General features: G+C 70.3%; 18 protein-coding genes and 1 riboswitch. Of the genes, 3 read left to right on the top strand and 15 right to left on the bottom strand.

Annotated features, from left to right (window positions below; all coding sequences use genetic code 11):
• Window positions 1-380: 380 nt before the first annotated feature.
• A complete protein-coding gene (gene lepA / locus YWY_RS0102850) occupies window positions 381-2,216 on the bottom strand; it encodes a translation elongation factor 4 (RefSeq protein WP_028846376.1) in 1,836 nt (611 codons plus the stop codon).
• 170 nt (window positions 2,217-2,386) lie between these two features.
• Between lepA and YWY_RS19980 the strand changes: the two genes are divergently transcribed.
• Window positions 2,387-2,986 carry a class I SAM-dependent methyltransferase gene (locus YWY_RS19980; protein WP_038044342.1) on the top strand — a complete coding sequence of 200 codons (600 nt, stop codon included), beginning with the start codon at window positions 2,387-2,389 and terminating at the stop codon, window positions 2,984-2,986.
• Window positions 2,987-3,605: 619 nt separating this feature from the next.
• Here the strand turns inward: YWY_RS19980 and YWY_RS0102840 are convergent.
• Window positions 3,606-3,980: a VOC family protein gene (locus YWY_RS0102840; RefSeq protein WP_028846375.1), complete on the bottom strand. Its 375-nt coding sequence runs from the start codon at window positions 3,978-3,980 to the stop codon at window positions 3,606-3,608.
• A gap of 166 nt (window positions 3,981-4,146) precedes the next feature.
• Here YWY_RS0102840 and rpsT point away from each other — a divergent pair, with 166 nt between their 5' ends.
• Window positions 4,147-4,407 (top strand): 30S ribosomal protein S20, encoded by a 261-nt coding sequence (gene rpsT, locus YWY_RS0102835; RefSeq protein WP_028846374.1) that lies wholly within the window; start codon window positions 4,147-4,149, stop codon window positions 4,405-4,407.
• Between the two features lie 599 nt (window positions 4,408-5,006).
• Here rpsT and holA read toward each other — a convergent pair.
• Window positions 5,007-5,987 carry a DNA polymerase III subunit delta gene (holA, locus tag YWY_RS0102830; RefSeq protein ID WP_028846373.1) on the bottom strand — a complete coding sequence of 327 codons (981 nt, stop codon included), beginning with the start codon at window positions 5,985-5,987 and terminating at the stop codon, window positions 5,007-5,009.
• A gap of 870 nt (window positions 5,988-6,857) precedes the next feature.
• Window positions 6,858-6,989, top strand: a riboswitch (SAM riboswitch).
• 13 nt (window positions 6,990-7,002) lie between these two features.
• Between holA and thrC the strand changes: the two genes are divergently transcribed.
• Complete coding sequence (gene thrC, locus YWY_RS0102825; protein WP_028846372.1) at window positions 7,003-8,277, top strand: threonine synthase; 1,275 nt, start codon at window positions 7,003-7,005, stop codon at window positions 8,275-8,277.
• Window positions 8,278-8,812: 535 nt separating this feature from the next.
• Here thrC and YWY_RS19975 read toward each other — a convergent pair.
• The 12 genes from YWY_RS19975 to YWY_RS0102765 form a co-directional block, all read right to left on the bottom strand.
• Entirely contained in the window at window positions 8,813-11,635 is a 2,823-nt protein-coding gene (locus tag YWY_RS19975) for a ComEC/Rec2 family competence protein (RefSeq protein ID WP_084608862.1), read from the bottom strand.
• Window positions 11,635-12,207, bottom strand: a complete 573-nt coding sequence (locus YWY_RS24520; RefSeq protein ID WP_245566532.1) for a helix-hairpin-helix domain-containing protein — start codon at window positions 12,205-12,207, stop codon at window positions 11,635-11,637. The genes YWY_RS19975 and YWY_RS24520 overlap by 1 nt, the downstream gene beginning before the upstream one ends.
• 1,001 nt (window positions 12,208-13,208) lie before the next feature.
• On the bottom strand, window positions 13,209-14,069 hold the full coding sequence (locus tag YWY_RS0102810) for a DegV family protein (RefSeq protein WP_028846370.1): 861 nt from the start codon (window positions 14,067-14,069) through the stop codon (window positions 13,209-13,211).
• 14 nt (window positions 14,070-14,083) lie between these two features.
• A complete protein-coding gene (gene octT / locus YWY_RS0102805) occupies window positions 14,084-14,848 on the bottom strand; it encodes a diglucosylglycerate octanoyltransferase (protein WP_028846369.1) in 765 nt (254 codons plus the stop codon).
• The gene (locus tag YWY_RS0102800) at window positions 14,845-15,465 is read right to left on the bottom strand and encodes a histidine phosphatase family protein (protein WP_028846368.1); all 621 of its coding nucleotides are present in this window, start codon (window positions 15,463-15,465) and stop codon (window positions 14,845-14,847) included. The genes octT and YWY_RS0102800 overlap by 4 nt, the downstream gene beginning before the upstream one ends.
• Window positions 15,462-15,845, bottom strand: coding sequence for a ribosome silencing factor (gene rsfS, locus YWY_RS0102795; protein WP_028846367.1), 384 nt, complete (start codon window positions 15,843-15,845; stop codon window positions 15,462-15,464). Before rsfS ends, YWY_RS0102800 begins: the two co-directional genes overlap by 4 nt.
• Window positions 15,846-15,914: 69 nt before the next feature.
• A complete protein-coding gene (nadD, locus tag YWY_RS0102790) occupies window positions 15,915-16,514 on the bottom strand; it encodes a nicotinate-nucleotide adenylyltransferase (protein ID WP_084608860.1) in 600 nt (199 codons plus the stop codon).
• A 109-nt stretch (window positions 16,515-16,623) separates the two neighbouring features.
• A complete protein-coding gene (gene proB / locus YWY_RS0102785; RefSeq protein ID WP_038044341.1) occupies window positions 16,624-17,712 on the bottom strand; it encodes a glutamate 5-kinase in 1,089 nt (362 codons plus the stop codon).
• A gap of 23 nt (window positions 17,713-17,735) precedes the next feature.
• Window positions 17,736-19,241, bottom strand: coding sequence for a GTPase ObgE (gene obgE, locus YWY_RS0102780; protein ID WP_051309583.1), 1,506 nt, complete (start codon window positions 19,239-19,241; stop codon window positions 17,736-17,738).
• 90 nt (window positions 19,242-19,331) lie between these two features.
• Entirely contained in the window at window positions 19,332-19,589 is a 258-nt protein-coding gene (rpmA, locus tag YWY_RS0102775; RefSeq protein WP_028846363.1) for a 50S ribosomal protein L27, read from the bottom strand.
• A 14-nt stretch (window positions 19,590-19,603) separates the two neighbouring features.
• Complete coding sequence (rplU, locus tag YWY_RS0102770; RefSeq protein ID WP_028846362.1) at window positions 19,604-19,918, bottom strand: 50S ribosomal protein L21; 315 nt, start codon at window positions 19,916-19,918, stop codon at window positions 19,604-19,606.
• A 139-nt stretch (window positions 19,919-20,057) separates the two neighbouring features.
• The gene (locus YWY_RS0102765; RefSeq protein ID WP_028846361.1) at window positions 20,058-23,402 is read right to left on the bottom strand and encodes a translation initiation factor IF-2 N-terminal domain-containing protein; all 3,345 of its coding nucleotides are present in this window, start codon (window positions 23,400-23,402) and stop codon (window positions 20,058-20,060) included.
• Window positions 23,403-23,520: the final 118 nt, after the last annotated feature.

Here is a 23,520-nt window from a genome sequence, read left to right as displayed (position 1 = left end):
CCTGCCGATGCCTCGAACGGGGAACCGATGCGATCCAACACCGCGTAGCGGTGACGTCGAGCGTCGACCGATGGATCACGCCCGCCACTGCTGTGACCGTGCTCCGCGCGGGAGGCCGAGCCGATGGGTATTGGCTTGCCCGCGGGCCGCTCCGGCTGGGCAGCTCCCACCAATGGCACGACGGCGCTCGCGCCGTGACCACGCCCAGGCACTGATGGATTGGCTTCCCCGCCAGCTGGGACGGCACCGGCTACGCCGTGCTGTCGGCCACCATCCGTAGGCGGTTGGACGTGCCGGCGCCATGCCGTGTGGGGGCTGCTTCCTGCCCTTGGGAGCCCGCCCGACGTGCCCTTGGGAGTCCGCCCGGCGCGCTGGCCCGGTTACTTCTTGCCCTTGGGTTCGTCGGTGGACAGCGCCGCGACGAAGGCCTCCTGCGGGACGTCGACCCGGCCGACGGTCTTCATCCGCTTCTTGCCTTCCTTCTGCTTCTCCAGCAGCTTCCGCTTCCGCGAGATGTCACCGCCGTAGCACTTGGCCAGCACGTCCTTGCGCATCGCGCGGATGGTTTCCCTGGCGATGATGCGGGACCCGATCGCGGCCTGGATGGGCACCTCGAACTGCTGCCGCGGGATGAGCTCGCGCAGCCTGCTGGTCATCTTCGTGCCGTAGGCGTAGGCGTGGTCCCGGTGCACGATCGCGCTGAATGCGTCCACCGCCTGGCCGTGCAGCAGGATGTCGACCTTGACCAGGTCGGCGACCTGCTCGCCGTCCTCTTCGTAGTCCAGCGAGGCGTACCCGCGGGTGCGGGACTTCAACGAGTCGAAGAAGTCGAAGATGATCTCCGCCAGCGGTAACCGGTAGCGCAGTTCCACCCGCTCCTCGGACAGGTAGTCCATGCCTGCCAGCTGCCCGCGCTTGCTCTGGCAGAGCTCCATGATCGCGCCGACGAACTCGCTCGGGGCGATCACCGTCACCCGGCACACCGGCTCGTGCACCTCGGCGATCTTCTTCTTGGTCGGCCAGTCGGACGGGTTGGTGACGACCTGCTCGGTGCCGTCCTCCAGCACGACCCGATACACCACGTTCGGCGCGGTGGAGATCAGCTCGAGGCCGAACTCGCGCTCCAGCCGGTCCCGGGTGATCTCCAGATGCAGCAGGCCGAGGAAGCCACAGCGGAAGCCGAACCCGAGCGCCACCGACGTCTCCGGCTCGAACGTCAACGCGGCGTCGTTGAGCTGCAGCTTCTCCAGCGCTTCCCGCAGCACCGGGTAGTCCGACCCGTCGATCGGGTACAGGCCGGAGTAGACCATCGGCTTCGGGTCGCGGTAGCCGGCCAGCGGCTCGGCGGCCGGTTTCCGGTCGGAGGTGACCGTGTCACCGACCTTGGACTGGCGGACGTCCTTGACGCCGGTGATCAGATAGCCGACCTCGCCGACCCCCAGCCCGTCGGCCGGCTTCGGCTCCGGCGAGATGATGCCGACCTCGAGCAGCTCGTGGGTGGCGCCGGTGGACATCATGCGGATCTTGTCCCGCGGGGTGATCTTGCCGTCCACCACCCGGATGTAGGTGACCACGCCGCGATAGGTGTCGTACACCGAGTCGAAGATCATCGCCCGGGGCGGCGCGTCCGGGTCGCCGGTCGGCGGCGGGACGACCTCGACCAGGTGGTCCAGCAGCTCGCGCACGCCTTCCCCGGTCTTGGCCGACACCCGGAGCACGTCCGACGGATCGACGCCCAGGATGTGCCCGAGTTCCGCGGCGTACCGGTCCGGGTCCGCGGCAGGCAGGTCGATCTTGTTCAGCACCGGGATGATTTCCAGATCCCGGTCCATGGCCAGATACAGGTTCGCCAGCGTCTGCGCCTCGATGCCCTGCGCGGCGTCCACGAGCAGGATGGCGCCCTCGCACGCCGCGAGCGCACGCGACACCTCGTAGGTGAAGTCGACGTGGCCGGGGGTGTCGATCAGGTGCAGCACGTAGTCCTGATCACCGACCCGCCACGGCAACCGGACGTTCTGCGCCTTGATGGTGATGCCGCGCTCGCGCTCGATGTCCATCCGGTCGAGGTACTGCGCCCGCATCAGGCGCTCCTCGATGACGCCGGTGAGCTGCAGCATCCGGTCGGCAAGCGTCGACTTGCCGTGGTCGATGTGCGCGATGATGCAGAAGTTCCGGATCCGCTCCGGTGGCGTGAAGGTCTTGTCGGCGAAGGTCACTCAGGTTCCTCGGTTCTGGGCGATCGCTTCTATGTTCCCATGCCGCTTCGTGCGCGTCTCCCCTGCCGCTGCTCGGCACGGGCTCGGCGGCCGCGCCGGTTCGCCACCCGGGGGAGAATTCCGGGTCATCCCCGATGCTGGGGCGGTCCGAAGCGTGCTGTTGTCGAATTATGAAAGACCTTCTGGACCGAGCCTTCGGGCATCCTCGCGGCCTGCTTGGCCGGATCGGTGGGGCGGTCATGGCGTACACGAACGCCGCCACCGAGAAGCACATCGTCGAAGTCGCCGACCTCGACGCCGGACACACGGTGCTGGTGCTGGGACCCGGGCCGGGCGTGGGGTTGCGGGCCGCCGCCGAACGAGCGGCCGTCGCGATCGGCGTCGACCCGTCGGAGGACATGCTCCGGCTCAGCGAGCAGCGGTGCGCCGATCTGGTGCGTTCCGGCTCGGTGCGCCTGCAGGCCGGGACCGCGGAACGGACCGGGCTCGACGACGATTCGGCCGACGTGGCCGTGACCGTGAACAACGTGCAGCTCTGGGCGGATCGGCGGGCGGGATTCGCCGAGATCGCGCGGGTGCTCCGGCCCGGCGGGCGGCTGGTGTTGTCGGTGCACGAAGCCCATCTGTCCGTGACGCGGCACCAGCTGGCCGCGGAAGCCGAGGCGGCGGGCTTCGTCGACGTGCAGTCGTGGACGTGGGATCCGCCCGGCATGTTCGCCGGCCGGGCCGTCCAGCTGCGCGGGGTGAACAAGAAGGACGGAGCGTCCTGACCGGGACGTGACTTTGCACCGGCCGAGCACCACGCGGCGGGAATGGGCTCCGGTCCCTTGCTCCGCGCCGAACGGCACGTAGCCCGGCGACGGATGACTGACGGGAGAAGCACCAACCGGTGCCGTATCACCCACACGTCCGCGCACCCCACCCGGCGAAGCCGACCACCAGGCGCGCTCCGCACGCCACCGGCCACGACCAACGACGGCGGCAGTCTCGTTCCCCGGCCGCCAGCACCGCCCGGCCAGACACCAGGCGCTCCCTCGCACCCACAGCCACGCCAACCCGCAAGCACACCGGCAGGAGTCGACCGGCCCGCCCACACACTCAACCACCAACCAAGCCGAGCCCACCAACCAACGCGCCACGCACACCACCGAGCAGGACCAACGGCGACGAACCAACCCGTTCCGCCGCCGCCAGCACCCGCCACACCAGGCGCTCCCTCGCCACCGAGCCGACACCGACCAACGAGGAACCACCGGAGGGAGCCCAGGCTCTCCCGGGCAGCCTCCCACCAGGCGAAATTCGATCACCGACGCGGGAAGCCTCCGCCCGGCCAGCGACACCGATCGGTCGCGTACTCCAACGCCGACCGGGGCGGCCGGGGCGCCTAAGCTACCGTGGATCGGAGCGCAGCGGGTGGCCCTCCGGGACCTCGACCAGCACGATCCGGACTCCGTCCGGGTCGGCGATCCACGCCTCGTGCAGGCCCCACGGCTCGCGTCGCGGCCCACGCACGATCGGCACCCCGGCCAATGCCAGCTCGGCCAGCGCGTCGGACAGGTCACGCACCTGCAGCCACAACGCCAGGCCCCGACGTTCCCCTTCCTCTCCCCGGCCGGACACCTCGAGCAGTCCGTTGCCGAGGAAGTACACCTTTCCTCCCGGGAACTGGCGGTAGACCGCCAGACCGAGGGTTTCGCCGTAGAACGCGTGCGTCCGTTCCGGGTCCGACGGGCGCAGCACGATCCGGCTGCTGAGAACCTCCATGCTCAGTGGATACCTGGTGAAAGGCCGCAGAGCGGGGATTGTTAGCCTGGTGTGTCGCTTCCGCGTGGCATTCCGCAGGGGAGGAAACCCGCGACGCTGCACCACGTCCGTCGCGGGGCCACAAAAACGCGCAGCGACATCCACCGACGATCAAGGAGCAGCTTCCGTGGCCAATATCAAGTCCCAGATCAAGCGCATCAAGACCAACGAGAAGCGCCGCCTGCGCAACCAGGCGGTGAAATCGTCGGTGAAGACCGCAATCCGCAAGTTCCGCGAGGCGGTTGAGGCTGGCGACAAGGAGAAGGCCGTCGAGCTGCAGCGCATCGCCGCTCGCAAGCTGGACAAGGCGGCCAGCAAGGGCGTGATCCACAAGAACCAGGCCGCCAACAAGAAGTCCGCGATGGCCAAGCGGGTCAACGCGCTGTAATTCCCTACGCGACTTCCTGGCCGGCAGCGTTCGCGCTGCCGGCCAGTTCGCGTCTACGGACCCCTTCGGGCGAGCGCCGCCCGGTTGGTTGCGTGTGCCGCCCGGATCGGGGCGTGTGCCGAGCGGTTTGTGCGTGCCGACCCGCTCGAAGCGCGCGCCAACCAGCTCGTGCGTACCAACCAGCTCGAACCGCGCACCAACCAGCCCGTACGTGCCGACCCGCTCCGGTGCGCCGACCAGCTCGTGCGCGCCGACCAACTCGAAGCACGTCGGCCAGTTCGCATCTGCAGGTCCGCAGCCAGCCAGCTCGCCGCCCGATCCCGGCCGGTGATGCTACGCATCGATCCAGGCCGGGACCTACGCATCCCCGGTCGCCGGTCTCCCCGAGCCATGCGGTTGCCCGTGGTCGCTGCCCGGCATGTCCGTCCTCGGCGGGTGGTTTTGCGTCACGCGACCGCGCCGCTGTCGGTACTCGGTCGGAAAGCGCGCGATCCACACCACGTTCCGGGCTCGACCACTGCGCCGGCAACGTCGTCCAGGCGCTGCCGTGGAGGACCGACGACGGCGCGCCACGGTCGGCCCAGTGGACCGATGGACTGTCAGCGGTTCGAACGCGCAGCAGCGATCTCCAATGCGGCGCGCTCAAGCGCATACTCGGGATCAGCGGCCGCGCCTTTCACGTCCGCGTTCAAGCGCGCGACGATCGCCATCGACTCGGCGAGTGCTTCCCGGCTCCAGCCGCGGGCCTGGCTCTGGGCGCGGCGAATCTTCCACGGCGGCATCCCCAGCTCGCCCGCCATGGAGTACGGATTGCCACGTCCGGCAGCCGAGACCCGGGCGATGGTGCGCACCGCATCGGCGATCGCGTCGGCGATGAGCACATGGGGGACGCCGATCTGCAGGGCCCACCGGAGGGATTCCAAGGCGGCTGCCCGGTCCCCCGACACGACCTTCTCCGCCACCGCGAACCCGTTGACCTCGGCCTTGCCCCGGTGGTAACGCCGCACCGCTTCCTCGGTCACGGTCCCGCCGGTGTCCGCGACCAGCTGGGAAGCGGCCATGGCGAGCTCACGCAGGTCGGAGCCGACCGCGTCGATCAACGCGGTGACGGCCGCCGCGTCGATCTTGCCTCCGGCACGGCGTATTTCGGCCTTGACGAACGCCTCCCGCTCGGCCGGCTTGGTGATCTTGGCGCACTCGGTGATCTGCGCGCCTGCCTTGCGCAACGCCGCAGGCAGCGCCTTGCCTGCCTTGGTGCCGCCGCTGTTGGAGTGCAGCACGACGAGGACGACGCCGTCGGACGGCGCTTTGGCGTAGTCGAGGATCGCCTTGCCGATCTCCTCGCTCACGCTCTGCGCCGCTTCCAGCACGACGACCCGCCCCTCACTGAACAGGGTGGAGCTGATCATCTCCAGCAGGTACGGCGCGGTCAGGTCCGCGGCCTTCAGCCGCGTGAGATCCACCGCGGGATCGACGCGCCGCGCGGCCGCCAGGGTGTCCCGCACCGCGCGCTCCACCAACAGTTCCTCGTCGCCGAGGACCACGTGCACGGCCGGAGGGTGGGAGGTGCCAGCACTCACGCGTGGAATCCTGCCACGCCGGGCCGACGTCGGCGGTCCGAGCCCGTCCGGGAGCTGACGGATAGCGGCACAGGGTCCTGTCGTCTCCGGGAACAACGGCACACCGCGGGGCAAGCCTGACTGCGCCACGGAAACGGCGACCATCAGCGGGAGCTGTTCGTGCGCCCCCCTGCTCACGAAACCGGTAGTTCCCGTGGCACGCGGCGACCGTGGAGCGGATTCCACGGCAGTCGGCGGACTTGCCGGGCGGCACCTCGCAGCAGCCGACGGCCGAGCGATCAGGCGTTTCGCGGCGGCCAGCGGCCGACACAAGCAGGTTTCCAACGGCGAGCGACGCACGAGGCGGACAGGATTCGGCAACAGCCAGGGAGCGAAGGGCAGCGATCCGCGACGGGCGCCAACGAGGCGGCCAGCGATCCGCAACAGGCGCCAGCAAGGCGGCCAGCGATCCACAACAGGCGCCGTCGCGGCCAGCGATCCGCAACAGCCAGTGGCCGGCACGACCAGGCCTTCGCGACCGGCGACGAGCGAGCCGGTCCCGTCACTGTCGACGCGCGAGGTCGACAACTCACCGTGTCAGCTGGACGCATGGAGGAACGAACTGCCGCAGCAATCTGCTGGCAAGCGGGTGCGGGTTTCGGCAGGCAGCCGAGCCGGTGAGTGTGGAGCGGATTCCTGCGGCAGCAGTAGCCGAGCGCGATGCGCCCCTCGCACGCAAGAGCCGGCAGGCACGTCCAGCCGGTCGCGTGATCTCGATCTCCGGATCTGAGACGAACTGGCGGCTCGTCCCGGCCGTGCCGTAGGGTGAGCCGAGGATGCCAGTCGGCTGTCCACCGAAGCTGCGGGGCGACCTGCAGGACAACTGAACAACGCTCATCAAGAGGGGCAGAGGGACCGGCCCTGTGAAGCCCCGGCAACCGGCGTCAGCCAGTCATCTCGGATCCGCGAGGTAGCTGACGAGCACGGTGCCAATTCCGGCCCATTCCGTGGGAAAGATGAGGAGAGGAACCTCGCGATGACTGCAACTTTTGGTGCCCCGTCCACCGTGCGCTCCGGCAAGTCCGTCGATCTCGGCCCGGCCGTCGAGCTGGTGTCCAAGGAAGAGGGGCACCGCCAGCCGCTGGCACCGGAGTTCGTCTCCAGTGAGGACTTCTCGCCGCTGGAGGTCGCCTACGACTTCGGCCGGATCACCCGCGAGCAGATCGAAGCGGGCCCGCGCAACATCTGGCGCTACAAGAACCTGCTGCCCGTGCCGAGCAACGTCGAGGAGTTCCCCAACACCGAGCCGGGCTGTACCAAGCTGATCCGCGCCGACCGGCTGGCCAAGGCGCTCGGGGTCCGGCGGCTGTGGATCAAGGACGACACCGGGAACCCCACGCACTCGTTCAAGGACCGCGTCGTGGCGGTCGCGCTCGCCGCGGCCCGCGAGTTCGGCTTCTCGGTGCTCGCGTGCCCGTCGACCGGCAACCTGGCGAACGCCGTCGCCGCTGCGGCCGCGCGGGCCGGGTGGGACTCCGTGGTGCTGATCCCCGCCTCGCTCGAGCGCGCCAAGATCCTCACCACCGCGGTGTACGACGGCTCGCTCATCGCGGTGGACGGCACGTACGACGACGTCAACCGACTGGCCACCGAGCTGGCCGCGGAGAACGAGTCGTGGGCCTTCGTCAACGTCAACGTGCGGCCGTACTACTCGGAGGGCTCGAAGACCCTCGCGTTCGAGGTCGCCGAGCAGCTCGGGTGGCGTATCCCGCCGCAAATCGTCGTGCCGGTCGCCTCCGGGTCGCAGCTGACCAAGGTGGACAAGGGCTTCCGGGAGCTGGGCGAGGTGGGTTTGGTCGAACCGACGCCGTACAAAGTGTTCGGGGCGCAAGCCAGCGGCTGCGCACCGGTGTCCAACGCCTTCAAGCAGGGCTATGACGTGGTGCAGCCGGTCAAACCGAACACCATTGCCCGTTCCCTGGCCATCGGGAACCCGGCCGACGGCCCGTACGTGCTCGACGTGGTGCGGCGGACCGGCGGCGCCGTCGAGGACGTCACCGACGAGGAAGTCGTCGAGGGCATTCGCCTGCTCGCACGCACTGAAGGGGTGTTCGCCGAGACCGCGGGCGGGGTCACCGTCGCGACCGCGAAGAAGCTCATCGACACGGGCAAGATCGACCCGGACGAGGAGATCGTCCTGCTGATCACCGGCGACGGCCTGAAGACGCTCGACGCCGTGCAGGATCACGTCGGCCCCAAGGCGACGGTCGAGCCCACGGTCGACGCCGTCCGCGCGGCCCTGGCCAAGTAGGCGAGCCGGCGAGAGTCACCGGCGGGGGGCTCAGCGGTCCGATCAGCTGCCGCGGCGCGGGCCGGCTTCGACGGCGGGGCTGACCTCAGCGGTGCACCTCTCCGAGCAGCGGGCTTGTCGCGCAGCGCGATTCGGCTCGGCCGTGCCCGCCCTTCCCAGCTGGAGGAGATCGCACCACCGGTGCTGGTCAGCCCAGCGGTACCAGTCGGCCCAGCGACAACGGCCGACGCTCCTGGTGCTGGTCGGTCCTAGCAGCGCACATCTCCTAGCGGCCGGGCTTCTGGCGCATCCCGCTTCGGCTCAGCAGCAGGCTTCCCTTCCCACCGCATCCCGGCCCGAACACACGCTGTACCGGCCGGGTGCGCGTGGGCCGTCGCCGCCAGGCGGAGCGAGCGGGAGATCGCTCCAGCGGTGCTGGCCGGCCTAGCCGTGCTGATTGGCGCCCTGGCGGTAAGCATCTCCTTGGGTGCCGGGCTTCTCACGCAGCGCGACTCAGCTCAAGCGTGCGCGCCTATCCCCGCTGGAGGAGATCGCTTCAGCGGTCCGGGCGGACCCAGTAGTCCCGGACAGCCCCAGCGGCTATGGCCAGCACGGTGCAGGGGCCCACGCTGCAGGGGCCACCTGATCCGTTTGGACCGTTTGCGCAGCAGGTCTCGGCCTGAGCCGTGTGCGGCCGTTCCAGCTCACCGCACTGCCTGCGGCAGCCGGATCGCTCGCGGCAGCCGGATCGCCTCGAACGTGGCCGGCCCACCGGTGCTGGCGGTCTCAGCGGTTGTGGCCGCGCTCGCGGACATGCGGCCGGCCTTTCCTGGCGACGCGGATCCTCGTCCCTCCGGCTTCGGCCGTGGCATACGGCGCACCTCGGCGCTCGCTGGTAACCGTGCCCAGCAGCCGTGTCGTGCACACCAATCGGCAGACCACGGCCCGGGGAAGGCTGTGCGCGTTCGCCGTGGACCGACAGGGCTCCGTTCGGTCCCGGTGCGACGGCGACGTCACCGCTGACGTCTGTCCGGGCAACGAGCACACCGGCCGACCGCAGCGCCTTGACCAGCATCGGACTCGGATGGCCGTACCGGTTGTCCGCGCCGACGCTGATGATCGCCACTCGCGGAGCCACCGCGGCCAGGAAGTCCGGCAACGTGTAGCGCGATCCGTGATGCGGAACCTTCAGCACGTCCGCCCGCAGGTCCACCCCTGCAGCAAGCAGGCCTGCCTGCGCAGCCTGCTCGATGTCTCCGGTGAGCAGCACACGGCCCACCGGTGTCGTGGCCCGCAGGACCACCGATGCGTTGTTGATCACCGTTCCTTCCTCTCCGCCTCTCCCGTCGTCCCCACCCTTCGGGAGGTGACGCGGGCCGAGGACGTCCACGGTCAGCTGCGGCCATCGCAGCTGCTCCCCTGCCCGCAGCCGCAGCAACGGCAGCCGTCGGCGGTCGGCGATCTGCTGCACCTCGCGCCACGCCCAGCCCGGAGATCGACCGTCACCGACGGCCACCCCACCGACCGAGCGTCCCTCCACCACTGCAGCCAGACCTCCGACATGGTCGGCATGCAGGTGGCTGAGCAGCACGACCGGTACCGTCGCGATCCCCAGCTGGTCGAGGCAGTCGTCGATGTGACCGAGCTCCGTGCCGGTGTCCACGACGACGGCCTCACCTGGGCGGCCGGTGGCCAGCACCAACCCGTCGCCCTGGCCGACGTCGCACGCGACCATCACCCACCCGGGCGGCGGCCAGCCAGGTCGCCACGCCTTGGCGGGCACGACCACGACGGCGACGACCAGCACAACCGTCGTCGCGACGAGCCGCCATCGCCGACTGTGCAGCAGGACAACCACAACCCCGCAGACAGTCATCGCCAGCAGACCGCCCCACCATCCGTCCGGCCACGAGACGACCGCCCCGGGAACGGCGGCCGCGTGGCGCGCGACGACGATCAGCCACGTCATCTCAGGGCCCGCCGCATACACGAAGATCTCCGCGAGCCAGGACAGCAGCGGCGCCGTCAGCACGGCCACGAAGCCCAGCACCGTTGCCAGCGGCACCACCGGAGCGGCGAGCACGTTGGCGGCGACGGTCATCAGGCCGACTTCGCCGGTCACGCCCGCCAGGATGGGCACAGTGGCGACGAACGCCACCAGTGGGACGACGAGCCCTTCTGCGACGACCCGAGGCACCCGTCGGCGACGCAGAGCCTCCACCCATCCGGGCGCGACCAGGACCAATGCCGCTGTTGCGACAACCGACAGTGCGAAGCCCACGTTGACGGCCATCGCAGGATCCAGCAGGACGAGGAGGACCACCGCGACGCAAAGCGCGGGCACGGCCGACCCCTCACGCCCCAGGCACAACGCCATTAGCCCGACAGCGGCCATGACCCCGGCGCGCAGCACGCTCGGCTCGTACCCGACCACGATCACGAATGCGGTCAGCACGGCACCAGCTGCGATTGCCGAAGTCCGCGGCCCGAGCCGTACCGCCCGCGTCACCGCAAGCGCTGCTCCGCACACAACGACGAGGTTCGACCCCGAGACCGCTACTAGGTGCGCCAGGCCCGCGTCACGGAACTCCTCCTGCAGTTGTGGCGTCATCCGCGCCGTGTCGCCGATGACCAACCCCGGCAGCAAACCTGCTTCCTCGGGCTCGAGCACCTGCGTGGCGTCACGCATGGCCGCGCGAAATCGCGCCGCAACCTCCTGCCACCACGGCGCCGGGGTGACGGCCAGCGGTGGGCTGCGTACGTGCAGCACGGCCACGGTCATGTCTCCACCTCGGGCTGCCGACAAGGAGCCCTCGGCAGTCACCATTTGACCAGGTAGCAGGCTCGCCCATCCGTCGGCTCGCGCCACGACGAGGACACGGCCGGATCTCTCCACGAGTCGCTTCCCCACCACGACCTGATCGGCCTCGGTGGCCACCATCACTACCGAGCCCGCACGGTCGTCGGCATACCCCGCGGCACGGATCGGTCTGGGGCGCTCGGCGACGGTCAGCCTCATCTCGGCCGTCCCGCCGCTCTCGGCGACGGACCGCAACGGATCAGTCTCTGCGCGGTGCAAGCTGATCCCGAGCACCCCCACCGCGAGCAACCCGCAGACCAGCAACGCCGCCGCAAGACCGACCGCCACCCGGATGCGGAGCAACATCAGCGCCGCAACCACTGCGAGCCCACCCAGGAGCGGGGCGCACCACCAGCCGACCAGTGCACCTGCAAGCCCTGAAACCCACACCAGCGCCGCTGCGGGAACCAGGCGGACATCGGGACCAGCCCGCACCGAGTCCGACCGAGCGCCGGCGGAAGCCGTGTCTCGGACATGAGCATCCGGGCAGCGGGCGTTGCGGCCACCCAGGCTCGACATCACACCGTGACCCGATCGCGCAGCTGCGACAGCCGCCGATCCCCGATGCCGTCGACCTCGAGCAGCTGCTCAACCGATGTGAACGGGCCGTGCTGTTCGCGCCACGCGATGATGTTGCCCGCCGTGACCTCGCCGATCCCCGGCAGAGTTTCCAGTTCCGCCGCCGTGGCCGTATTGATGTTCACCTTCACACCGTCGGCACCGTCGGTGCCGACGGTGCCGGCATCAGCTGTCGCACCGCCACCACCCTGCTCCGGCACGAACACTTGCTCGCCGTCGGCCACCTTGCGGGCGAGATTCACCGACCGGAGATCCGCCTTCGGCTTCGCGCCGCCTGCCGCCCGCAACGCGTCATCCACGCGCGCACCGGGCTGCAACCGAACCAGGCCTGGCTTGCGAACTGCACCGACGACGCTGACGACCAGGACGTCTGCATCCCCTCCCGCCGGCGGGCGCGGCTCGCTGCGCTGCGCCGCGGGCAACGGCGGAGCCTCAGCGGGTGCCGGGGCCGGACTGGCGAATGCGGTGACGACTGCCACCCCAACCACCGCCACGACGACGGCCGCCGCCACCAGCACGCGAAGCGGTACGGAAGCGGCGGATCGGACGACATCTCGGGCAGCGCCGAGGCGGTGTTTACCGCTGCCCGGCCTCCACCAGGTGATCCGTGATCCACGACCCGGCGGGGAATGCTCGTCCTCGGCTATCGGCTCGTCATACTCTGCCAGCTCCCCATCGTCGTACGACTTCTCTGTCGACGATCGAGACCCGCACCCGGCCAGTTCTTCTTGCGCCTCGGCAGGAATCCCCGTCCTTCTCACTCGCGCATCCGGCGATGGCTCGGCCGACGACACGCCTGTGCCGGAGCCACCGGCCTTCCGCGGCTCACTGCTGCGTCTGACCGACGACCGCGCAGACACTGCCGATGGCTCAGCCTCACATCGCCCTTGATCCCTCCGTGGGGTGGCACCGTCCGGGACGGCGACCGTGGCCAGCCGGTGCGCCGTCCGGCCTGCAGTTCCTCGTTCGAACATGTGGTCGACGGTATTGGTGTTGATCACTGCGGTGGAGGCCGTCGTGGGCAGGCTGTGGACAACTGGCAGTTGTGGACAACCGATCAAGCCGTGGCGAACGTCCCTGCGACGAGGCGGCGTCTGCCGAGGCCGGATCGCCCGGTGCCCGCCGGAACGGCCGGAGTCCTCGGCACCCGCCGACACAACCGGAATCCCCGGCACCCGCCGACACAACCGGAATCCTCGGCACCCACCGACACGACCAGAACCCCGGCACCCATCGCGGTAGATCCAGAATCCCCGGCATCCATCGCGGTAGATCGGGCCGACCGTGCCGATCCGTCCGATCTGTGTGGGTCGATGCGGTCGGACGTGGTTGTTTCGGCCGAGATCGGTGTGACCGTCAGTCGCGACGCCTCGCTCGGTCCGCGTGGGTCGCTGCTGGTCGGTTTCGGTCCTTTCGGCCGGGATCAGGGCGCGAGTCCGCGCGGTGCGACGATCACGACCTGCTCGGCAGGCAGAGTCCGCGAGCAGCGGCGCCGGGAGGCACCGCTGCCTCACTACCGAGGCGGCAGCTGCACGACGATGCCGAGCGCGCCTGGGCCGGTGTGCGCGCCGATGACCGCACCCAGTTCGGACACCACACACCCGCTTGCCTTCGGTATCGCCTCCGACAACCGATCGGCCAACAGCACGGCCCGGTCCGGCGACCCCAAGTGCTGCACGGCCAGTTCGACCGGCTCGTCACCGGCTTGCGCCGCCGCGAGTTCCACCAGGCGGCTCAGCGCCTTGCTCATGGTGCGGACCTTCTCCAGCGGCCGGATCCGCCCGTCTTCGATGTGCAGCAGCGGCTTCATGGCCAATGCGGTACCGAGCAAAGCGCTCGCCGAGGAGATCCGGCCGCCCCGGCGCAAATACTCCAGCGTCGACACCACGAACACGGTCCGGGAACGCGCCGCGGTGCTCACCGCTACGTCCTCGACTTCCGCGGCGGAGGCGCCCCGGGCGGCCGCCTCGGCCGCGTGCAGCGCCGCGAAGCCGAGTCCCATGACCGTGGTCCGCGAGTCGACCACCCGCACGCGGCCCGCCCCCCGCTCGGCGCACACCTCGTCCGCTGCCGTCACCGCGGCCGCCCAGGTCCCCGACAACTCCCGGGACAGGTGAATCGACACCACCGCATCGGCGCCGCCGTCCAACACCCGCCGGTAGGTGGCCGCAAGATCGGCCGGGCTGGGCATCGACGTCGTCACCTTGCGGTGCGCGGTCAGCGCGGCGATCAGCTCGGCAGCGCCGAAATCGACTCCGTCGCGCGCGCACTCGCCGTCCACCAGCACGTTGAGCGGCACGACGGTGATGTCGTGCCGCTTGGCGAAGCCCTCGGGCAGGTAGGCCGTGGAGTCGGTGACGACGGCGACGGGCACGGCGTCCAGCGTAGTCAGCCCGGCTCGCTCACATTGGGACGTTCAGCTGGGGATTCGTCACATCGCGAGATCAGCAACGGCGCCAGCGTGGCCGCCATCGCCTCGCCCACCAGACGGTGGCCTTCCCAGCCCCAGTGCATGCCGTCCGGGTTGCCGCGCCCGCTGAGCACGTGATCGCCCACGACAGCGGGCAGGTCCACCACCGGTACGTTCACCCTCGCCGCCCAACGAGCGATAGCCGCGGCAGCCGGGTCACGCACCGTGTGGACGTATCCGTAGGACTCGGCCCGGTGAATCGACGGAAGAATTCCGACTATCGGCATGTCGGGCCGCAAAATGCGCAGCGCCCCGACCGCAGTGTCGAGGTATCGCACGGTCAACCGGACGGGCAGGGCCGCAGGACGCCCGCGGAACAGCACGGACAGATGCGGTTGCGCCGCCAGATAAGCCTTACGGACCATCCGGCGCAGGCCGTCGGGACGCAGATAGCGCAGGCCGGTGCGCAGGTACGTCGGCAGCGGGGACGGAAGCGTGTCCATGCTGCCCACCGCCAGCACCACCGCGTCGACCCGGCGCAGATCGGCCCACACCCTCGGGTCCTCGATCATCGCCCACCAGGCGTCGCGGGCGGTCCAGCCCGCCCTGGCCACCAGCTCGGCCTCCCCACCCAGGCGCGCGGCCGCCACGTTCGGCCACAACCGCGGGTCGTCCGCCGCCAATGGCCCGTCGGGTCCGTGAAAACTCAGCGAATCGCCGAACACCAGCAGCCGTGGGCTCACCCCGTCATCCCCACGTTGTAGCCGTGCAGCCGCCATCGGCCGTCCAGCCGCCGCAGCTCCACCCAGTGACAGTTGCCGATGCCGCCCAGCAGGGTCCAGTGGCTCAACGGCAGCTCCAGCAGCGCGGCCGTCAACGCCACGATCAGGCCGCCGTGCGCGGCCAGCAACACCACCTCGTGCGGGCCGCGGTCGAGATCGGCCACCACCTGCATGGCCCGCTCAGCCACCTCCACCCGGCTTTCCCCGCCGGGCGGCGCCCAGGTGGCGTCCTTGCGCCACTTCTCCCGCTCGCCCGGCCACTCCGCATCCACCTCGGCGCCGGTGAGCCCTTGCCACTCCCCCAGATGCGTCTCACGCAGGCGCTTGTCGACCCGCAGTGGGACACCGATGCCTTCGGTCAGCACCATGGCCGTGTCGGTGGCCCGGCGCAAGTCGGACGCCACCACCAGGTCCGGTTGAAACCTGGCCAGCGCCGGGACGGCGAACCGCGCCTGATTCCACCCGACCGCGGTGAGCTCGGTGTCGATGTGGCCCTGCATCCGGCCGGACGCGTTGTACGTCGTCTCGCCGTGCCGCCACAGCACCAGCCGTCTGATGCGGCCCGGTGGCTGGGTCACGTCTGCGACCCGTCCGCTTCGTCCAGCCCGGGCACCTCCAGCTCCGGGCAGTCCTTCCACAGCCGGTCCAGGCCGTAGTACGAGCGTTCTTCGGTGTGCTGGACGTGCACCACCACGTCGACGTAGTCCAGCAGCACCCAGCGGCCCTCCCGCGCACCTTCGCGGCGGGCCGGCTTGTGCCCGATCGCCAGCAGCTTCTCCTCGATGTTGTCCACGATCGCGCCGACCTGACGCTCGTTGGGCGCCGAGGCGATCACGAACACGTCGGTGATCACCAGGCGCTCGGACACATCGAGCAGCACGATGTCGGACGCCTTCTTGTCCGCGGCCGCGTGCGCGGCGGCCTCCGCGATCGTGCGTGCTTCAGCCGTGGCTGCCACTTGCCGTTTCTCCCGTCCTCGCTGTCAGCTGCTTGAGCCTACCTGGTAGCTCCGACGCATTGTCGGTCGTCACTGCTCGTCACGCACGTAGAGCCGGTGCTTGTGGATGTAGCGGACGACGCCGTCCGGGGTCAGGTACCAGATCGGCTCCCCGGTACGAACCCGCTCCCGGCAGTTCGTCGACGAAATCGCCATCGCGGGCACGTCGACCAGTGACACCTTGCCTTCCGGCAGGTGATGGCCGTCCAACCGGTAACCCGGCCGTGTGACGCCGACGAAATGCGCCAGGTCGAACAGCTCGTCGGCGTTGCGCCAGGTGAGGATCTGCTCCAGGGCGTCGGCTCCGGTGATGAAGAACAGCTCGGTGTCCGGCATCTCCCGCCGCAGTTGTCGCAGCGTGTCGACCGTGTAGGTGCGGCCGGGACGGTCGATCTCGATCCGGCTGACCCGGAACACCGGATTGGACGCCGTCGCGATGACCGTCATCAGGTAGCGGTCCTCGGCCGGACTGACGTCGCGGCCGGCCTTCTGCCAGGGCTGCCCGGTGGGCACGAACAGGACTTCGTCCAGGCCGAACCGCCACTGGACCTCGCTGGCGGACACCAGGTGACCGTTGTGGATCGGGTCGAACGTGCCCCCCATCACCCCGACCCGTCGAGGCTTTGCCATGACCGAAAAGCTTACGGCAGTGCCGCGATTGCCCCTTTGGCGACGTTCTTCGCGGAATAACCTGCGTCACGGCGAACGAGCGGGACGCCCTGCGGACTCCAGCGCGCACCTAGTGCGCAAGCGGCACCAAGTCGTCGGCGTGCACCACTTCGCGACGCTGCTCTTCCGGGAGCTCGTGCGTCGACCGGCCGATCATGCGTGGCAACTCGCTGGCGTCGTACGCCACGACACCCCGGGCGATCACCCGTTGCCGTGGATCGACGAGATCCACCACGTCTCCTGCGACGAAGCCGCCGTCGACACCGGTGATCCCGGCCGCCAGCAGCGAGCGACGGCGCTCGACTACCGCGGTGACGGCGCCGTCGTCGAGATGCAGCCGCCCCGCGGAGTCCGCCGCATAGCCGAGCCAGAACCGGCGAGCGGGCAAGCGCGACTTCCGGGCGGCGAACGCGGTACCCACGTCCGCCGAGGTCAGCGCCCGCTCGGCCGAAACAGCCGCCGCCAGCAGTACCGGGATGCCACCGGCAGCCGCGGTCAGTGCGGCAGCCACCTTGGACTTCATCCCTCCGGTCCCCAGCCCGGAGCTGGACATGCCGACGTGCAAGCCTTCCAGATCCTTCGCGGAGCGCACCTCCGAGATCGCCCGGGTCGCCCCCTTGCGCGGGTCGCCGTCGTACAGCGCGTCCACGTCCGACAACAGAACCAGCGCGTCCGCGCGCACCAGGTGCGCAACGAGGGCGGCGAGCCGGTCGTTGTCGCCGAAGCGGATTTCCTCGGTCGCCACGGTGTCGTTCTCGTTGACCACCGGGACCGCCCCCAACGCCAGCAGCCGGGAGAACGTCCGCTGCGCGTTGCGGTAATGGGCGCGCCGGACCACGTCGTCGGCGGTGAGCAGGACCTGCCCGACCGTCAGCCCGTAGCGGCCGAACGACTCGACATACGCGTGCGCCAGCGCGAGCTGCCCGACACTCGCCGCGGCCTGCTGGGTGGCCAGGTCACGCGGCCGGGACGGCAACGACAGCGGGGATATCCCGGCACCGATGGCCCCGGACGACACCAGGACCACCTTCGTGCCCGCCTTGATCCGGCCGGCCACCGCATCGACCAGGGCGTCCAGCCTGGAGCGGTCCAAGCCGTCCTCGGCCGTGGTGAGCGCCGAGGAACCAACCTTCACGACCAACGTCTGCGCCGAAACCACTGCGGCACGAGGAGATGTCGACGTCACGTCCTCGCTCCACCGTCGGAAACGGAGTCATCGTCGTCCGCGTCGCCGGCGGCAGCACCGGCGGAAGCTTCGTCGTCGCCGGTGCCCTGGCGGCGCAGCCGGCGAGCCTCCTTGCGTTCGGCGGCACTGACCCGGGTGGAACGGTCCAGCCTCGGGTCGGTGCCGCGGCCGGCGAGGTGGGTGACGGCACCGGCGGGAGTGGACGGTTCCCAGTCGAATGTCATCGAGCCGATGGTCACCGTGCTACCGGGGACGGCACCCGCCTTGGCCAGCTCCTCCTCCACCCCGAGCCGGGCAAGCCGGTCGGCCAGGTACCCGATCGCCTCGTCGTTGGTGAAGTCGGTCTGCCGCACCCAGCGCTCGGGCTTCTCGCCGCGCACGACGAAAGCGTCCGGGTTCTCCGGGTCCCGGCTGACCGTGAAGCCGCTGTCGTCCACCGGCTTGGGTCGCAGCACGATGCGCTTCGGCTGCGGCGCAGGCGCCTTGGCGCGGTGTTCCTCGACCACCCTGGCGAGCGCGAAACTCAGCTCGCGCAGGCCCTTGCGGCTCGCCGCGGACACCTCGAACACCGGCCAGCCCCGCGCCTCGATGTCCGGCCGAACCAGCTCGGCCAGCTCCGCGGCGTCCGGCACGTCGATCTTGTTCAGCGCCACCACCCGCGGCCGCTCGGCCAGATCACCGCCCAGCCGGGGGGTGTACCGGGCCAGTTCCTCCTCCAGCGCGTCGATGTCGGACAGCGGATCCCGGCCGGGCTCCAGCGTGGCGCAGTCCACCACGTGCACCAGCACCGCGCACCGCTCGATGTGCCGCAGGAAGTCCAGGCCCAGTCCCTTGCCCTGGCTCGCGCCGGGAATCAGCCCCGGCACGTCGGCCATGGTGAAATCGGTGTCGCCTGCGGTGACCACGCCGAGGTTCGGCGTCAGCGTGGTGAACGGGTAGTCGGCGATCTTCGGCCGGGCCGCGGACATGGCCGCGATCAGCGAGGACTTGCCCGCCGACGGGAAACCCACCAGCCCGACGTCGGCCACCGAGCGCAGCTCCAACACCAGCGTGCGCGCTTCGCCCGGCTCACCGAGCAACGCGAACCCGGGGGCCTTGCGGGCCCGGGAGGCCAGCGCGGCGTTGCCCAGGCCGCCTCGGCCGCCGCGCGCCGCCACGAACCTGGTGCCCGCTCCGACCAGGTCCGCCAACACCTCACCGTCCTCGGTCAGCACGACCGTGCCGTCCGGGACCTTCAGCTCGAGGGTCTCCCCGGCCGCCCCGGCCTTGTGGGAACCCTGCCCCGGCTTGCCGTTTCCCGCCTTGGCGTGCGGCCGGAAGTGGAAATCCAGCAGCGTGTGCACGCCGGGATCGACCACCAGCACCACGTCACCGCCGTGGCCGCCGTTGCCGCCGTCCGGGCCGCCCAGCGGCTTGAACTTCTCCCGATGGATCGACGCGCAGCCGTTCCCGCCGTTGCCAGCGGCGACGTGAATCACCGCGCGGTCGACGAATCGGGACATCGCACACTCCAGTTGTCGAACGTCGAAAGGGGGCGGGCTCCGGAAGCTGATCCGGTTCCCGCCCCCTTGTCGGTGGCTTGCGGTGAGCGGTCAGCTCTCCGCCGGGATGACACTGACCGTCTTGCGGCCGCGCTTCTCGCCGAACTGCACGGACCCGGCGACCAGCGCGAACAGCGTGTCGTCGCCGCCACGGCCCACATTGAGGCCGGGGTGGAACTTGGTCCCGCGCTGCCGGACAAGGATCTCGCCGGCGTTGACGAACTGGCCACCGAAACGCTTGACCCCAAGGCGCTTGGCGATGGAGTCACGACCGTTGCGGGAGCTGGATGCGCCCTTCTTGTGTGCCATGCCTGGTGAACTCCTTACGCCTTGATGCCGGTGACCTGCACCCGGGTCAGCCGCTGGCGGTGACCCTGCCGCTTGTGGTACCGGGTCTTGTTCTTGAACTTGTGGATGCGGATCTTGGGGCCCTTGATCTGCTCGATCACCTTGCCGGTGACGGCGATCTTGGCGAGCTTGTCGGCATCCGTGGTGACCTTGTCTCCGTCGACGTAGAGCACCGCGGGAAAGCTCAACTCGTCGCCCGGCTCGCCCTCGAGCTTCTCAACCTCGACCACGTCACCCACGGCGACCTTGTACTGCTTGCCGCCGGTCTTGACGATCGCGTACGCCGACACGGATGCTCCTGCTGCTCGATGGTGACTGGGACTTGCATGCTCAACCGCGCCGGGCGCGGCCGTCATCGCAGGCAACCCGCACTACCTGCGGGCCGCTGTATAGCGTACGTGGTCCTGCTCGACGGCCGCGCACCGGGGGTCAGGTGGTGGTCGCCGGAGGTGGTCCTGCCGGCCGGGAAGCCGCGCCCTTCGCCCGCCGCGGGGCCTGCCTGGCCACCGGCGTGAGCACCTCGGAGGCGCTCGGTGACCCCGCAGGCGCGGTCTGCACCGTCTCGACCGGGTCCGGCCGGGACTCCGGAGGCCCGGCAGGCCGCGAGACGCGCACCGGCCTGCTCGCCTGCCGGACCGCAGGCGTCTGCAGCGCCGTCACCGGCTTGGCGTTCTGCTCGGGCGCGGGCTCCGGCTCACGGCGTTCGACAGCCGCGTTGCTCGAGGCGGCTTCCGTCTGCCCGGCGATGGGCTGCGCCGGCTGCTCGGCAGCCTTCGGCGCGGGCTTCTCGTCTGCAGGCTGCTGCGGAGCCGACGCGTCCTCGCGCGACCGCGCACCGGACGGAACCGCCGCGACGTCGCTTTCGGCCTTCCCGACGTCGTCCGTGGCCGCACCCTTGCCGCCGTCGCGCTCCGGCCCGACCTTGTCCCTGGCCGGGGAACCGGACACACCCTCGCCGGCCTTCGCCGAGCGATCCTCGCCGCGCTCGAGCGGGTCGGACTTGCCTTTGCCGCGCTCCGCCGCGCCCGCACTGGGCCCCGCCTTGGCACGCGCGGGCTTCGCGTCCTTCTCCTGGCGTGAGCCCGCCGCCTCGGACTTGCCGGAGCCGGACGCCTCGACGGAACCGGACTGCTTCGGCTTGGCGGTGGCCGACGCGATCGCGGCCACGGCGCTGACCACGCTCTCCCGCTGCTGCGGGGTGGGCTCGGGCACGACCGCGTTGTCCTGCTTGCCGCGCTTGCGGCCCTTGCCGTTGCCGTCCGAGCCGGACTGCGGAAGGCGTGGCTCGGTGCCCACGATGACACCGCGGCCCTTGCAGTGCTCGCACGGCGTGGAGTACGCCTCGAGCAGGCCGGTGCCGATCTTCTTCCTGGTCATCTGCACCAGGCCGAGCGACGTCACCTCGGCGACCTGGTGGCGGGTGCGGTCGCGGGCCAGGCACTCGGTCAGCCTGCGCAGCACCAGCTCCCGGTTCGACTCCAGCACCATGTCGATGAAGTCGATGACGATGATGCCGCCGATGTCCCGCAACCGCAGCTGCCGCACGATCTCCTCGGCGGACTCCAGGTTGTTGCGGGTGACCGTCTCCTCCAGGTTGCCGCCGGAGCCGGTGAACTTGCCGGTGTTGACGTCGATGACGGTCATCGCCTCGGTGCGGTCGATGACCAGGTACCCGCCGGACGGCAGCCACACCTTGCGATCCAGCGCCTTGGCGATCTGCTCGTCGATCCGGTAGTCGTGGAAGACGTCGCCGTTGCCCGTGTAGCGCTCCAGCCGGTCGGCCAGGTCCGGGGCCACGTTCTGCACGTAGGAGTTGATGGTCTCCCAGGCCACCGAGCCCTGGATGATCATCTTGCTGAAGTCCTCGGTGAACAGGTCACGCACGACCTTCACCAGCAGATCCGGCTCCTCGTACAGCAGCGCCGGGGCGTTCTTCTTGGCCTTCTTGCCGCCGCTGGGCGTCCGGCCCGCCTTCTCGCAGATGGTCTCCCACTGCGCCCGCAACCGGTTGATGTCGCGGGCCAGCTCCTCCTCGCTGATGCCTTCCGACGCGGTGCGGATGATCACCCCGGCGTCGTCCGGGACGATGCGCTTGAGGATCTCCTTGAGCCTGCGGCGCTCGTTCTCCGGCAGCTTGCGGCTGATGCCCGTGGTGCCGCCACCCGGCACGTACACCAGGTACCGCCCGGGCAGCGAGATCTGCGTGGTCAGCCGCGCGCCCTTGTGCCCGACCGGGTCCTTGGTGACCTGGACCAGCACCTGGTCGCCGGGTGAGAGCGCCTGCTCGATCTTGCGCGACTTGCCCTCCAGGCCGGCCGCGTCCCAGTCGACCTCGCCCGCGTACAGCACCGCGTTGCGGCCCCGGCCGATGTCGACGAACGCCGCCTCCATCGACGGCAGCACGTTCTGCACCCGGCCCAGGTACACGTTGCCGACGATGGAACCCTGACCGGAGGAGGTGACGAAGTGCTCGACGAGCACGCCGTCCTCCAGCACGCCGATCTGCGTGGTGCGCTCGCCGTTGCCGACCCGCTCGCGCACCACCATGGTGCGCTCGACCGATTCGCGCCGGGCCAGGAACTCGGCCTCGGACAGGATCGGTGCTCGGCGGCGGCCCGCTTCCCGGCCGTCCCGCCTGCGTTGCCGCTTGGCCTCCAGCCGGGTCGACCCGCGCACGCTGCGCACCTGGTCGTCGTCCGAGCGGGTCGCCTGCTCGTCGGCGGTGGAGTCGGCGCTTCCGGCGGCTTCCCCGTTGTCCGCGCTGCGCCGGCGGCGCCGCCTGCGCCGACGGCGCGTGCTGCCTTCGACCTCGGTGCCGTTGGCCTCGGCAGCTTCCCCCTTGTCCGCTGCCGTGGTCTCGTCGGCACGCTCGGCTTCGGCGTCGTCACCACCGTTCGACGCCGCACCGCCATCGGCCGCCTTGTCACCTGCCTTGTCCTTGCCGCCGTCCTCGGGCGCGGGCTCCGCGCCGGCCTCGCCCTGCCCGTCCGGCTCCGGCTTGCCATCCGGCACGCCGGCTTCGGCAGCCGCCTGCTCCTGCTCGGACGACTCGGCGCTCGACTCGCCACCTTTGCCGCGGCCGCGGCCACGCCGTCCGCGCCGGCGCCTGCGCCGCGTGCCTTGCTCCTCGTCGCCGCGGCCCTCGTCCTCCCGGGGCGGCTCCCCGGCGGGCTCGGCGTCCTCCTCGACGGTCTTGCTCACCGGGATCGGCTCGGCCTCGTCCGGCTGCACGAACACCGGCGCCGGAGGCGCGAACAACGGCTGCGGCGACGCCGCCGGCGGCGGGGCGCTGAACGCGGGCTGGGGCGCCGGCTCCGGCTGCGCCACCTGCGGGGCAGAGAACAACTGCCCCGACGCTCCCGGTACCGCTGGCGGCACCGTCGGCTCCTGCCCGGCCGCCGCTACGGCCGGCGCCTGTGCACCGGCACGGCCCGGCTCCTCCGCCTTCGGTGCCGGTGCGCCGGACTCACTCCGTTGCTTGCTTGCTTCTTCGCCATTACCGCCTACCCGCTCACCGGCGTCGTCCGTGCCGCTGTCGGCGACCCCGTAGCTTTCCGCCAACCGCAGCGCGACACCGCGCGACACGGTCGACTGCGGACTACGGGCGTCGAACCCCTCCGCGGAGAGCTTGTCCAGCAACTCCCTGCTGGTCGTGCCCAGCAGCTTGGCAAGCGCATGCACTCTGATCCGCGGCGGGATCGACGACAACGGAGCTCGAGCGGGTGTGGCGGTATTCCCGCCGGTCTGCTCGGCGGGTGTTTCCGCATTCGACATAAATCTCCTCCGCCCCCGGGCGCGTCACGACATGTGCTCGATGTCCCGACGCGGCCGCGCAGGGGCCCCTTCTGTTGTCAGCCGCCAAAGCTCGCGCCCTGGCGGGAATCCTGTGTCA

Origin of the sequence: Thermocrispum agreste DSM 44070, assembly GCF_000427905.1 — a bacterium.
Lineage (GTDB): Bacteria > Actinomycetota > Actinomycetes > Mycobacteriales > Pseudonocardiaceae > Thermocrispum > Thermocrispum agreste.
Note: the sequence above shows the minus strand (reverse complement) of the source record. Positions and strands in the feature narration are given on the sequence as shown.